The following is a 14,000-nucleotide window of genomic DNA, read 5'->3' as shown; positions in this document are numbered from 1 at the left end:
GGATCGTCACGCCAGCTTCTTCGGATCGGCGGGGGTATAGCGCGGTACGATCAGGTGGATGACGAGCAGCGCGAGCAGATAGGCGCAAGCCGCGACCGCGAAGATCGGCTGGTAGCTGCCGACGGTTTCGAGGATATTGCCGGCATAGCGCGCCATCAGCATCCCGCCGATCGCACCCGACAGCCCGCCCAGTCCGACCACCGATCCCGCCGCCCAGCGCGGGAGCAGATCGCCCGGCAGCGCATAGAGATTGGCGGAAAATCCCTGATGCCCGGCGCAGGCGAGGCCGATCAGCAGCACCGCCCACCACATCGATGGAACCTGCGTCGCGAACGCGATCGGCACTGCGCACAGCGCACATGCGAACATCGCGGTCTTGCGCGCGCGATTGATGCTGACGCCGTTGCCGATCAGACGCGACGAGAACCAGCCGCCCGCCACTGATCCGACATCGGCGAGCAGATAGATGGCGATCAGCGGCGGCCCGAAGGCGAGCATGGTGATGCCATATTGGCGGTTGAAGAAATCGGGCAGCCAGAACAGGAATGTCCACCACACCGGATCGATCAGGAACCGCCCCGTCATGTACGCCCAGGTCTGGCGCCGCCGCAGCAGCTTGCTCCAGGCGACCGCGCGCGTGGGTTCGACGGGATCGCTTTCGATGAACGCCAGTTCCTCGGCCGAGACGCGTTTGTGCTCCTGCGGCCGGCGATAGAAGGCAAGCCAGACGACCAGCCATAGGACGGTGAGCATTCCGGTCAGGATGAACGCCATCCGCCACCCCATCGTCACCGCGATGATCGGCACGATCAGCGGTGTGAGGATCGCGCCGATGTTCGAGCCGGCGTTGAACACGCCGATCGCGAACGCCCGCTCGCGCCTTGGAAACCATTCGTTGGTCGCGGCGATCGCCGCCGGAAAGGTGCCGGCCTCGCCGATCGCGAGCGGGATGCGCGCGAGGATCATGCCGCCGGTCGAGGTGAAGAAGACGTGCGCGACGTGGCCGGCCGTCCAGATGCCGACCGCCAGCGCATAGCCGATCCGCGCGCCAAAGCGGTCGATCAGCCTACCGAACACGACATAGGAAATGCCGTACGCACCCTGGAACCAGATCGCCAGATCGGCATAGCCGGTCTCGCTCCAGCCATAGCGGCCTTGCAGTTCAGGCTTCAATGTCGGCAGCACCAGCCGGTCGATATAGCTCAGCACCACGGCGCCAAAGAGCAAGGCGACGACGATCCAGCGCACCTTGCCCGAAGGCTTGGGGATCGCGGCGGACGGGGCGGGGGGCAGGCTGCTCACCAGTCGTGCATCGTGCCGTCTTCGAGCCGGTTGACCGGCAGGAACGCGCGTTTGTAGTCGTGCGCCGCGGCGAGGTCCTCGTCGATATCGACGCCCAGTCCGGGCGCATCGCCCGGATGCATCGCGCCGTTTGCGAAGCGGTAGGCATGCGGGAACACCGCGTCGGTCTCGGGCGTGTGCCGCATATATTCCTGGATACCGAAATTGGGCACCGACAGATCGAAATGGAGCGCCGCCGCCATGCACACCGGCGACAGGTCGGTTGCGCCGTGGCACCCGGTCTTGATCTGGTAGAGATCGGCAAGCGCGGCGATCCGCCGCAAATGGGTGATGCCGCCGGCATGGACGACGGTATTGCGGATATAATCGATCAGCTGGTTCTCGATCAGCCCCTTGCAGTCCCAGATCGAGTTGAAGACCTCGCCGACCGCAAGCGGGCTGGTGGTATGCTGGCGGATCAGGCGGAACGCGTCCTGATTTTCGGCAGGTGTCGCGTCCTCGAGCCAGAAGGGGCGATAGGGTTCGAGATCCTTGCCCAGCCGCCCGGCCTCGATCGGCGTCAAGCGGTGGTGAATGTCGTGGAGCAAGTGGACGTCCCAGCCAAGCGCCTCGCGCGCAGCCTTGAACAGTTCGGGCACGATGCGGAGATATTTGCTGGTTGACCAGACATTCTCGCTCGGCAGGTCGGCATCGGCCGGCTCGTAGAAAAAGCGGTCCTTGGACACGCCATAGGTGCTAGCCATGCCCGGAATGCCGCATTGCAACCGGATCGCCTTGTACCCCTGCTGCTGATAGTCGCGCGCTGCGGCGATCGTGTCTTCGATCGTTGCGCCGTTGGCATGGCCATAGACCATGACGCTGTCGCGCGCGGCGCCGCCAAGCAGTTGATAGACCGGCAACCCGGCAAGCTTGCCCTTGATGTCCCATAGCGCCGTATCGACCGCGGCGATCGCGGTCATCGTCACCGGGCCGCGTCGCCAATAGGCGCCCTTGTAGAGATACTGCCAGATATCCTCGATGCGATGCGCATCGCGTCCGACCAGGCAGGGGACGACGTGATCGGACAGGTAGCTTGCCACCGCCATTTCGCGTCCGTTGAGCGTCGCGTCGCCGACGCCGGTGGTGCCGTCGTTGCATTCGATCTTCAGGGTTACGAAGTTGCGGCCCGGACAGGTGACGATCACCCGGGCGGCGGTGATGCGCGGCATCGAAAATCCTCTCGCTTCGGGCGCGGCCTGCCATTCGGTCCACGCCGTCGGCAAAGCCCCTTTATTGATACCGCTACCATGATATACCCCTGGCAAGGATGTCAACGGCAGCCAGGAAACGAGCCGCCGAACGGAATGGAGCGGCGATGCGGCGATGGTGGAGGATCTGGGCGTCGGCGTTACTCGCGGCGATGGCGATGCACGCACCGGTCCAGGCCGAGGACGGCTACGACCTGTGGCTGCGATATCAGCCGCTGCCCGAGGCGCAGCGCGTCGCCGTCGCACCCTATGCGCACAGCGTAGTCGCCGAGGAGCGCGGCAGCGACGGGACGATCGCGATTGCCGCGGGTGAGATCGAGCGCGGACTGGCGGGGCTGGTCGGCCCATCCGATGAAGCGGCGCCAGGCTCCGGCCACGTCGTCCTGATCGGCACCGCCGCAGCGCCATCGATCGCCGCGCTCGATCTGCCGCTCACTACGCTGGGCGAGGACGGCTTTGTCATCCGCAGCGTTGCGCGCGGCGGCAAGCACATGATCGTGGTCGCCGCCAATCGTCCGGTCGGCGTGCTGTACGGCGCCTTCGCGCTGTTGCGCCGGCTCCAGACCGGCGCGGACGTCACTGCGTTCGACCTACGCGAAACTCCCCGGGTCGCGCTGCGGCTGCTGAACCATTGGGACAATCTCGATCGCACGGTCGAGCGCGGCTATGCCGGCCAGTCGATCTGGGACTGGTGGAAGCTGCCGGACTATGCCGATCCTCGGTACACCGACTATGCCCGCGCCAATGCGTCGATCGGTATCAACGGCGCGGTGCTCAACAACGTCAATGCCAGGCCCGACAGCCTGACCGGTCCCTGGATCGCCAAGGCAGCGAAGGTCGCGGACGTGCTGCGCCCCTATGGCATCAAGGTGTATCTGTCGGCGCGCTGGTCGGCCCCGGTCGAATTGAACGAGACGGCGACCGCCGACCCGCTCGACCCGGCGGTGGCGACGTGGTGGAAGGCCAAGGCCAACGAAATCTACCGCGCGATTCCCGACTTTGGCGGCTTCCTCGTCAAGGCCAATTCGGAAGGTCAGCCCGGCCCGCAGGACTATAAGCGCAGCCATGCCGATGGCGCGAACATGCTCGCCGCCGCGGTCGCGCCGCATGGCGGGATCGTGATGTGGCGCGCCTTCGTCTATTCGCAAGTCGATCCGGAGGATCGCGCCAAGCAGGCCTATAGCGAATTCAAGCCGCTCGACGGCGCGTTCGCCGACAATGTCGTGCTGCAGGTCAAGAATGGCCCGATCGATTTCCAGCCGCGCGAGCCGTTCCACCCCCTGTTCGGCGCGATGCCCAAGACACCGCTGATGATCGAATTCCAGATCACCAAGGAATATCTCGGCTTTGCCACGCACCTCGCCTATCTCGCGCCGATGTGGGAGGAAGCGCTCGGTGCCGACACCTATGCCAAGGGCAAGGGCAGCACCGTCGCAAAGGTCGTCGATGGATCGCTGGAACGTCATCGCCTGACCGGGATGGCGGGCGTCGCCAATATCGGCAGCGACCGCAACTGGTCGGGATCGACCTTCGACCAGGCCAACTGGTATGCCTTCGGACGGCTGGCGTGGGACCACGCACTCTCGTCGGAGGCGATCGCGCGCGAATGGGCGGCGCAGACCTTTGCGCCCGATCCGGCGGTGGTCGATCCGGTGGTCGCGATGATGCTGGAATCGCGTCAGGCGGTGGTCGATTACATGACGCCGCTGGGCCTCGCGCATCTCATGGCGACGGGGCATCATTACGGCCCCGGTCCATGGGTGTCGGATCTCGCACGGCCCGAATGGAACCCGGTTTATTATCACCGCGCCGATAGGGAGGGCATCGGCTTCGACCGGACAGCGTCGGGGTCGAACGCGGTCGCGCAATATGCGCCGCCGGTGGCGCGGCGTTTCGCCGATCGTTCGCGCGTCGGCGACGACTATCTGCTGTGGTTCCACCATGTCGGCTGGGACGAGCGCATGGCGTCGGGGCGGAGCCTGTGGGCCGAGCTCGTTCATCGCTACGATCGCGGCGTCGCTTCGGTCGCCGACATGCAGGCGCGCTGGGCTGCGCTGGAGCCGCGAATCGATGACGCACGCTTCGAGCAAGTCACGCGCTTCCTTGCGATCCAGCGCCAAGAGGCCACATGGTGGCGTGACGCCAGCATCGCCTATTTCGCCGACGTGTCGAAACGGCCGTTGCCAGAGGGGGTGCGCCCGCCCGCGCACGACCTCGATCATTACAAGGCCATTTCGCATCCTTTTGCGCCCGGCCACCATTGAGACCCAAGGAGACAATGATGAAGTTGACCGGAGACCTGTTCATCGGCGGCGAGCGCCGCCAATCGAGCCAGAGCTTTCGTGCGCACGACCCTGCCAGGGGTGTTGAGATCGACGACGCGGAGTTTCACGGCGCGACCGAGCAGGACGTCGCCGACGCCTGCGCTGCGGCGGAAGCGGCGTTCCTGCCTTATTCGACCGCGCCGCTCGAGGAGCGAGCGAAGTTTCTAGAGGCGATCGCCGACGAGATCGAGGCGCTGGGCGACGCCCTGGTCGAGCGCGCCAGCCGCGAGAGCGGGCTTCCGGCGGCGCGCATCACCGGCGAGCGCGGTCGCACTGCCGGCCAGTTGCGTCTGTTCGCCAGGGAAGTGCGCGATGGTCAGTGGCAAAAGCTGCGCATCGACCATGCCGACAAGGAGCGTACCCCGCCCAAGCCCGACCTGCGGCTGCGGATGGTCCCGCTGGGACCGGTCGCGGTGTTCGGCGCGTCGAACTTCCCGCTCGCCTTCTCGACCGCGGGCGGCGACACCGCCGCGGCGCTCGCCGCCGGTTGCCCGGTGGTGATGAAGGGGCATAGCGCGCATCCCGGCACCGCCGAACTGATCGCAACCGCTATCGAACGCGCGGTCGCCAAGACCGGGATGCCCAAGGGCGTATTCAGCCTGGTCAACGGCATGTCGCGCAGCATCGGACAGGCGCTGGTCGCCGATCCGCGCATCCAGGCGGTCGGGTTCACCGGATCGCGTGCCGGCGGCGAGGCACTGATGAAGATCGCCGCCGCGCGCCCGCGCCCGATCCCGGTCTATGCCGAGATGTCGGCGATCAATCCCGTCATCCTCATGCCACAGGCGCTGAAGGCGCGCGGCGGCGCGCTGGCCGAGGCCTATGTCGCGAGCCTGGCGATGGGGGCGGGGCAGTTCTGCACCAATCCGGGGCTGGTGCTCGGCATCGACGGCCCCGAACTCGACGCCTTCGCCGAGCGTGCCGGCGAAGTGCTGTCGGGGCAGGCGGCGCAGGTCATGCTGACCAGCGGCATCCATGAAGCCTATGAGGGTGGCAAGACCAAGCTCGAGGGCAGTCCGTTCGTCACCAAGCTGGCCGAGGGTGCGGAGCCGGCCGGTCCGACGCAGGGCCGCGCGGCGTTGTTCTCGGTCGCGGGCAAGGACTTCATGGCCGATCCGGTGCACCTGCACGAGGTATTCGGAGCGTCGTCGGTGCTGGTGCGCTGCGCGGACCTGGACGAACTGGTCGGCGTCCTGTCCGAGCTGGAGGGTCAGCTGACCGCGACGCTGCAGGTCGACGAAGGCGATTATGATGCGGCGAAACGCGTGCTGCCGGTCCTCGAGCGCACTGTCGGGCGCATCCTCGCCAATGGCTGGCCGACCGGGGTCGAGGTGACGCATGCGATGGTGCATGGCGGGCCGTATCCTGCAACCTCGGACGGGCGCTCGACGTCGGTGGGGACGCTTGCGATCGATCGCTTCCTGCGTCCCGTGAGCTATCAGGACATGCCCGCGGCGCTGCTTCCGGGCGCACTGCGCGACGGTGCGCAGAACGGCGTGGTCGCGCGCATCGACGGCAGCTGGACGCTCTAGGGCGGCTTGGCGCAAGGAGGGGAAGGGGATGAGCGAGGCTATGCACGACCTCCCCGCCCCCGTGCCGATTGCCGAGCGCCCGGCAATCGCTGCCGATCGCTTCGCCAGCGAAGTGTTCGACGTGTACGAGCCGGTGGTGCTGCGCGGCCAGGTCGCCCACTGGCCCGCGGTTGCCGCGGCCAGGGAAGGCGATCGCGCCATGGCGGAGCACATCGCCGCGTTCGATCGCGGCAATCCGGTCGAGGTGATGATCGGCGCGCCCGAGATCGGGGGCCGCTTCTTCTATCGCGACGATATGCGTGGCTTCAATTTCCACCGCGAGCAGGTGCCGGTCGGCGTCCTGCTCCAGGAGTTGCTGCGGCTCGCCGGGGATCCGGCGCCGCCCGCGCTGTATGCCGGCGCGGCGGCGGCGGGCGCGCACCTGCCGGGATGGACGGCGGCCAATGCGATCGATTTGCCGGTCGAGGGGGCCACGCCGCGCGTTTGGATCGGCAATGCGACGTGCGTATCGACGCATTTCGACACGTCGCCCAACCTTGCCTGCGTCGTCGCGGGCACGCGCCGCTTCCTGATGTTTCCGCCCGACCAGATCAGCAACCTCCATATCGGTCCGATCGATGTGACGATGGCCGGGCAGCCGGCGAGCATGGTCGATCCCGACGCGCCCGACCTCGATCGCTATCCGCGCTTTGCCGAGGCGATGGCGCATGCGCGTGTCGCCGAACTCGGGCCTGGCGATGCGATCTTCATGCCGGCCTTGTGGTGGCATCATGTCCGCGCGCGCGGGACGCTCAACGTGCTGGTCAATTATTGGTGGGACGCCGCCGCGCAAGCCTCGCCGCTGGCGGCGCTGGCGCACGCGCTGCTGGCGATCCGGGAATTGCCGGCGGGCGAGCGCGATGCGTGGCGCGGATGGTTCGGCCATTACGTGTTCGACGATGCAGCGCCGCACGTCGCCGACCACCTCCCGGAATTCGCGCGCAGCGTGCTCGGAAGTCCGAGTGCCGCGCGCGACGATCGGCTCAGGGCGTTCCTGCGCAATGCCCTGTCCTGATGCCCGTCCGCAATTGCCGCCGAACGGCGACTATTGCGCAGCATTCCCAACGCTGATAGCGGTATCATAATAAGTGCGATAAATGGTGAGGGGGTGTAAGGGTGAGCAGCAGTCGGCTATCCGCGGCGTTGCCGGTCGATCATGCCGATGCGGTGCTGTGCGGCCGGGTGCGTACCCCCGACGGTCCGGTGCCGGTGCTGGTACGCGATGGCATGGTGCATTCGGTGTTTGCGCAGTGCCCGACCACCGCCGACCTGTTTGATCGCGACGATGCCGCATCGCTGACAGGCACCGAACTGTGCCCGCTCGACGAGCTCGGCCAGGTCGGGTCGGATGCCACGTTCCAGCTTCTCGCGCCGATCGATCTGCAATGCATCAAGGCCGCCGGCGTCACCTTCGCGGTGTCGGCGATCGAACGGGTGATCGAGGAGCGCGCACGGGGCGACGCGCAGGCTGCGGCGACGATCCGCGCCGAGCTGGAGGAGCATGTCGGCAACGGCATCCGTTCGGTCGTTCCAGGCAGCGCGCCGGCGCAGCGGCTCAAGGCGGCGCTGATCGACGCGGGAATGTGGTCGCAATATCTCGAAGTTGCGATCGGCCCGGATGCGGAAGTGTTCACCAAGGCGCCGGTATTGTCGGCGATCGGCTGGGGAGCGGAGATCGGCATCCGCTCGGATTCGACATGGAACAATCCCGAGCCTGAAATCGTGGTGGTCGTCAATTCCGCCGGGCGCACAGTCGGCGCGACGCTGGGCAACGACGTCAACCTGCGCGATTTCGAGGGCCGCAGCGCGCTGTTGCTCGGCAAGGCCAAGGACAATAATGCGTCGGCGGCGCTGGGACCGTTCGTCCGGCTGTTCGACGCCGGGTTCACGATGGACGATGTGCGCTCGGCGGAGCTCGACATGACCATCACCGGTACCGACGGCTATGTGCTGAGCGGCCACAGCTCGATGCGCGAGATCAGCCGCGATCCCGACGAGCTGGTTCGCCAGACGCTGAGCGAGCATCAATATCCCGACGGCTTCGTGCTGTTCCTGGGTACGTTGTTCGCGCCGGTCCAGGATCGCGACGAAGCGGGCCGCGGCTTCACGCATAAAATCGGCGATACGGTATCGATCGCGTCACCGCGATTCGGCACGTTGACCAACCGCGTGACGACGTCGAAAGACGCTGCGCCGTGGGACGTCGGCATTCGCACGTTCATGCGCGGCATCGCTAAACGTCAATCCGCGGTATCGTGAGCGATGGCGGACCGCACCGCCCCCGCGACCGACCGCCCCGGCCGCGTGCATAACGAAGGTATCATGGCAGAAGCTGACCCCAATGTCGCGCGTTCGGGCGCGGAACCGTCGCAGCAGGCGGCGCCGCGCGCCGTCTATCCCAGCCTGGCCGGCAAGCGCGTGCTCGTCACCGGCGGGGGATCGGGCATCGGCGCCGGCATCGTCGAGGGGTTTGTCGCGCAGGGCGCCGACGTCACCTTCCTTGACATCGCCCGCGAAGATTCGGCGGCGCTGGTCGAGCGGCTGGCCCCGGCACCGGTACGCTTCGAATGCGTCGACCTGACCCGGATCGCCGACCTGCAGGCGATCGTCGCGCAGTCGATCGAGCGGCACGGCGCGTTCGACGTGCTGGTCAATAACGCCGCGAACGACGACCGCCATTCGATCGACGAGATCTCCGAAAGCTATTGGGACGATCGCTTCGCGGTCAATCTCAAGCACATGTTCTTTTGCACCCAGGCGGTGATCCCGGCGATGCGCGCGGCGGGGGGCGGCGCGATCGTCAATCTCGGCTCGATCTCGTGGCATCTCGGGCTCAGCGACCTGACACTCTACCAGACGTGCAAGGCTGCGATCGAGGGACTGACGCGCAGTCTGGCGCGCGACCTTGGCCATGACGGCATCCGCGCGACATGCGTCATTCCCGGCAATGTCCGCACGCCGCGCCAGCAGAAATGGTACACGCCGGAGGGCGAGGCGGAGATCGTCGCCGCGCAGTGCCTCAAGGGTCGGCTGTTGCCGCACGACATCGCTGCGATGGTGATGTTTCTGGCGTCCGACGACGCGCGGCTGATCACCGGCCACAGCTATTTCGTCGACGCCGGCTGGCGCTGACGCAGGCGCTACGCGTCAGCGGCCGACATAGGGCCCGATCACCGTCCCGACGAACCCGCCCGCCTCGCGCGTGCTGAGGAAGCGGACATCGACATTGTCGGCCAGCGTCCGGGTTTCGCCATTGCCGGTATAGTCGAACGCCATGCGTCCGGCATCGGCACGGATCGTGAGGGTCAATGCTGCGCTGTCGGCGAGCGGCGCAGATGCGACAAGCCGTTCCGTTCCCTTTGCACGGGTATAGAGCGCGATGCTGCGCTTTCCGCCAATGCGCGTGATGCCGAAGAACAGATTGGCCTCATCGCTCTGCATCGCCGCGAGCCCTGCGCGATCGCCATCGCGCTCGGGGGTGAAGCGAACCGTGGTCGCAACCGTCGCGACATGATGCTGCTGCCTGCGCCCGACAAAGCCGGGGACGCCATCGGTGGTGCCGAGCGGGCTGCCCGCTTCGAGCAGCAGCTCGCCCCCTATGACGCGATGAAAAGACGTCTTCGGCGTGCGCACGCCGATCCACTGCATCGCCAGGCGATCACCGTCGAATTCGTCGACATAGCCGAAATCACCGCTGGTCGGCAGGGCGGGTGCGGGCTGGGCAGGCAGGTTCGGCCGCGGCAGCACGAACGGGATCGGCTTGCCCTTGTCGAGAATGATCGGCCAGCCCTCGCGCCATGTCACCGGCAGCAGGAATGTCTCGCGCCCGATATTGTAGAGATCGTCGCCATAGGGCCGCGTGGCGAGAAAGGTCGCCCACCAGTCGCCCTTTTGCGTCTGTACCAGCTTGGCATGGCCCGCCGAGGTGACCGGATCGGCGCGCGCCGGATCAAGGTCGCGCTGCGTCAGGATCGGGTTGCCGGCAAAGGGCACATAGGGCCCGCGCAGCTCCTTGGACCTCAGCACGACTTGCGAATGGTTTACGCTGGTGCCGCCCTCGGCAGCGGTCATGTAATACCAGCCGTCCTTCTTGTAGATATGCGGCCCTTCGATCCATACCGGCTTGGTCGAGCGATCGACCCCGCCGTTGACGAGCTGCGTACTCTCCCCGACCATCTTGCCGGCGCGCCAGTCATATTCCTGGATCCAGATTGCGCGGTGCCCGTCGTAGAGCGGCGGTTCGTCGGGCGCGCGGTTATTGACGATGAAGGCGCGGTCGCCTTCCCAATAGATCGACGGGTCGATCCCCTCGAACGACAGCCAGACCGGGTCGGACCACGGCCCCGCCGGATCCCTTGCGGTGATCACGAAATTGCCGCGACAATCGACGCAGGTGTTGATGATGTAGAAGGTGCCGTCGTGGAACGAGATATCGGGCGCGAACACCCCGCGCGACACAGCGAGGCCCGAGAAGTCGAGCTGCCCCGGCCGGTCGATCGCGTTGCCGATCTGCCGCCAGCTGACCAGATCCTTTGACTGGAAGATCGGCAGGCCGGGGAAATGGGTGAACGACGACAGCACCAAATAATAATCGTCGCCGACGCGAGTCACGGACGGATCGGGATAATAGCCCGACAGGATCGGATTGCGGAATTCGCCCGGCCCGGCCTCGACCCGTTCCTGCGAGCGGCCCTGATAGCTGAAGCGTTCGAAGCGTGCTTCCTGCGCCAGTGCGTCGGCAGGAATCATGATCGGCGCCAGCAACGACGCCATTATCCCGAGCGAGGCGATCCGCATCAGATAAACCGATTGATCAGGTTTTCGAGGCGCTCCTGACGGCCCGAACGTGGTTTCGGCGCGACGCCGCGATCGATGGCGAGATCGGCTATACCCGCCAGATCGAGGCCGGAAATCTGGCTGCCGATGCCGCTGGTCCAGCCGGCATAACGCTCACTGCGGAACCCGTCGAGCCGGCCGTCCTCGATGATCGCGGCGGCGTTGAGCAGCCCCTTTGCCACCGTGTCGATGCCGCCGACATGGCCGTGGAACAGATCGACCGGGTCCATCGACTGGCGGCGCACCTTGGCATCGAAATTGAACCCGCCGGTGGTGAATCCGCCCGCGCGCAGGATTTCGAGCATCGCCAGCGTCAGTTCCTCGACCGAATTGGGGAACTGGTCGGTGTCCCAGCCATTCTGCGGATCGCCGCGATTGGCGTCGATCGAGCCGAAGATACCGAACGCCGCGGCGGTGGCAATTTCATGCTCAAAGCTGTGCCCCGACAGCGTCGCATGGTTCGCCTCGATATTGACCTTTACCTCGTTCTCCAGGCCATACCGCTTCAGGAAACCGTACACCGTCGCGGTGTCGAAGTCGTATTGGTGCTTGGTCGGCTCGTGCGGCTTGGGCTCGATCAGGATCGTGCCCTTGAACCCGATCTTGTGCTTGTGCTCGACGACGAGGCTGAGGAACCGACCGAAATTGTCGAGCTCCCGCTTCATGTCGGTGTTGAGCAGCGTCTCATAGCCCTCGCGTCCGCCCCACAGCACGTAATTCTCGCCGCCCAGGCGATGCGTCGCCTCGATCGCGTCGCGTACCTGCATCGCTGCGAATGCGTAGACTTCGGGATCGGGACTGGTCGCCGCGCCGGCGGCGAAACGAGGATGGCTGAACAGGTTGGCGGTGCCCCACAGCAGCTTGCGGCCGCTGCCCGCTTGCAGCTGTTCGAGGTGATCGATCGCTTCGGCCATGAAGCGGCGATGATCGGCGACATTGTCGGCATCGGCCATCACGTCCACGTCGTGAAAGCAGTAATAGGGCACGTCGAGCTTGGTGAAGAAATCGAATGCCGCCTCGCGCTTGCTGGCTGCCGCCGCGCTGTCGTTGGCGCCCTGGTGCCAGGGGCGACCGAAGGTGCCGCCGCCGAACACGTCGCTCCCGGGCCAGCAGAAGCTATGCCAGAAGCAGATCGCAAAGCGCAGATGGTCTTCCATGCGCTTGCCAAGGACGACGCGGTCCTTGTCGTAGAAGCGATAGGCGAGTTCGTCGTCGCTGTCGGGGCCGGCATAGGCGATCGTCGGGAAGTCGGTGAAAAAGTCGGTGGCCATCATGTGCTCCTGGGCGTGATGCGGGGATAGGCTTCGCGGAAACGGGCAAGCTTTGGAGCGAGCTGCTCGGCAAGGACGGGATCAGGCGCGATGCGGTGGCTGACCGGCAGCGGCGTGCAGATGTCGGCGGGGTCGCCGCCATCGACGGCAAGCTGGGCGAGCCGCGCGGCGCCGAGGGCCGGACCGACTTCGCCGCCCTGCGCATAGACGAGTTCGACGCCGAGCGCCGCCGCGAGCGTTTCGCCCCAATAGCGCGAGCGCGCGCCGCCGCCGATCACGGTCAGCTGCGACAGCTGCGAGCCCGCCTCGCGCAGCACGGCGACGCCGTCGGCCAGCGCGAAGGCGACGCCTTCGAGCACCGCCTGGGCCAGCCGTTCGGGGGTGGTGTCGTGATCGAGCCCGAGGAACCCGCCCCGCACTTCGGCATCGTTGTGCGGCGTGCGTTCGCCCGAGAGATAGGGGAGAAAGATTTCGGGGCCGTTGCCTGCCCCGGCGATTTCGGCACGCGCGAACAGCTCGGCCGCGCCGGTGGTGCCGGTCAGCCGCGCGACCCAGTCGATGCACGCCGCCGCCGACAGGTGGACCGACATCTGGTGCCACATGCCGGGCAAGCAGTGGCAAAAGGCATGGACCGCGCGCGCCGGGTTGGGCCGGAAATCGGCGGTCGCGACGAAGATCACGCCCGACGTGCCGAGCGAGAGTAGCGCGTCGCCATCGCGCACCACGCCGACGCCCGCCGCGCCCGCGGCATTGTCGCCGCCGCCGCCTGCGACCGGCACCCGGTCCATTCCCCACGCCTCGGCCACTTCGGCGCGGAGCTGGCCGGTCTGCGCAGTGCCCTCGACCAGCCGCGGCATGTGATCGCGGGTCAACCCGGTCGCGGCAAGCAGATCGTCGCTCCAGTCGCGCGCGGCGACGTCGAGCCACAACGTCCCCGCCGCGTCGGACAGGTCCGATGCCTTCTCGCCGGTCATCGCCAACCGGACATGGTCCTTGGGCAGCAGCACCGTGCGCGTGGCGGCAAATACCTCCGGCTCGTGATGCGCGACCCACAGCAGCTTGGGCGCGGTGAAGCCGGGCATCGCGAGATTGCCGGCGATCGCGTGCAGTTCGGGAGCCTTGGTCTCCAGCTCGGCACATTCAGCGTGGCTGCGACCGTCGTTCCACAGGATCGCGGGGCGCAGCGGCCGGTCGTCGGCGCCGAGCAGGGTGGCGCCGTGCATCTGTCCGGCGATGCCGATGCCGCGCACTGACCGACGTACGGCCGGGTCGATCGCGCGCACGGCTGCCTGCGTCGCTGCCCACCATGCGCCCGGATCCTGTTCGGACCAAAGTGGGTGGGGGCGCTGGACGGTCAGCGCGGCGGTCCCCTGCGCGACCACGCCGCCACGCTCGTCGAGCGCGACCGCCTTGACCCCCGAAGTGCCGATGTCGATGCCGAGGAACATC

At 66.7% G+C, this 14,000-nt stretch carries 10 protein-coding genes; 5 read left to right on the top strand and 5 right to left on the bottom strand.

The genetic code is table 11. The features are described 5' to 3' along the window. Positions 1 to 6 precede the first annotated feature (6 nt). Together FHY50_RS09515 and manD are read right to left on the bottom strand one after the other, a co-directional pair. The gene (locus tag FHY50_RS09515; protein WP_420030884.1) at positions 7 to 1,302 is read right to left on the bottom strand and encodes an MFS transporter; all 1,296 of its coding nucleotides are present in this window, start codon (positions 1,300 to 1,302) and stop codon (positions 7 to 9) included. Then, positions 1,299 to 2,510: a D-mannonate dehydratase ManD gene (gene manD / locus FHY50_RS09510; protein WP_140048222.1), complete on the bottom strand. Its 1,212-nt coding sequence runs from the start codon at positions 2,508 to 2,510 to the stop codon at positions 1,299 to 1,301. Before manD ends, FHY50_RS09515 begins: the two co-directional genes overlap by 4 nt. A gap of 146 nt (positions 2,511 to 2,656) precedes the next feature. Here manD and FHY50_RS09505 point away from each other — a divergent pair, with 146 nt between their 5' ends. From FHY50_RS09505 to xylB (FHY50_RS09485), 5 genes are all read left to right on the top strand, one after another. Beyond that, the gene (locus tag FHY50_RS09505) at positions 2,657 to 4,813 is read left to right on the top strand and encodes an alpha-glucuronidase family glycosyl hydrolase (protein WP_208402826.1); all 2,157 of its coding nucleotides are present in this window, start codon (positions 2,657 to 2,659) and stop codon (positions 4,811 to 4,813) included. A 17-nt stretch (positions 4,814 to 4,830) separates the two neighbouring features. Beyond that, a complete protein-coding gene (locus FHY50_RS09500; protein ID WP_140048220.1) occupies positions 4,831 to 6,405 on the top strand; it encodes an aldehyde dehydrogenase (NADP(+)) in 1,575 nt (524 codons plus the stop codon). A 28-nt stretch (positions 6,406 to 6,433) separates the two neighbouring features. Then, positions 6,434 to 7,459 (top strand): cupin-like domain-containing protein, encoded by a 1,026-nt coding sequence (locus FHY50_RS09495; protein ID WP_243846614.1) that lies wholly within the window; start codon positions 6,434 to 6,436, stop codon positions 7,457 to 7,459. Between the two features lie 101 nt (positions 7,460 to 7,560). Further along, on the top strand, positions 7,561 to 8,703 hold the full coding sequence (locus tag FHY50_RS09490; RefSeq protein ID WP_420030882.1) for a fumarylacetoacetate hydrolase family protein: 1,143 nt from the start codon (positions 7,561 to 7,563) through the stop codon (positions 8,701 to 8,703). A 63-nt stretch (positions 8,704 to 8,766) separates the two neighbouring features. Beyond that, a complete protein-coding gene (xylB, locus tag FHY50_RS09485) occupies positions 8,767 to 9,576 on the top strand; it encodes a D-xylose 1-dehydrogenase (RefSeq protein ID WP_140048219.1) in 810 nt (269 codons plus the stop codon). Between the two features lie 15 nt (positions 9,577 to 9,591). Here the strand turns inward: xylB (FHY50_RS09485) and FHY50_RS09480 are convergent, their stop codons facing one another. From FHY50_RS09480 to xylB (FHY50_RS09470), 3 genes are read right to left on the bottom strand one after another with little or no spacing between them, the layout of a single operon-like run. Next, positions 9,592 to 11,193, bottom strand: a complete 1,602-nt coding sequence (locus FHY50_RS09480) for a glycoside hydrolase family 43 protein (RefSeq protein WP_244935320.1) — start codon at positions 11,191 to 11,193, stop codon at positions 9,592 to 9,594. Between the two features lie 47 nt (positions 11,194 to 11,240). Further along, positions 11,241 to 12,551 (bottom strand): xylose isomerase, encoded by a 1,311-nt coding sequence (xylA, locus tag FHY50_RS09475; protein WP_140048217.1) that lies wholly within the window; start codon positions 12,549 to 12,551, stop codon positions 11,241 to 11,243. Next, the gene (gene xylB / locus FHY50_RS09470) at positions 12,551 to 13,999 is read right to left on the bottom strand and encodes a xylulokinase (protein WP_140048216.1); all 1,449 of its coding nucleotides are present in this window, start codon (positions 13,997 to 13,999) and stop codon (positions 12,551 to 12,553) included. The genes xylA and xylB (FHY50_RS09470) overlap by 1 nt, the downstream gene beginning before the upstream one ends. Position 14,000: the final 1 nt, after the last annotated feature.

Origin of the sequence: Sphingomonas japonica, assembly GCF_006346325.1 — a bacterium.
Taxonomy (GTDB): domain Bacteria; phylum Pseudomonadota; class Alphaproteobacteria; order Sphingomonadales; family Sphingomonadaceae; genus Sphingomonas; species Sphingomonas japonica.
This window is presented reverse-complemented; position numbering and strand designations above follow the sequence as displayed.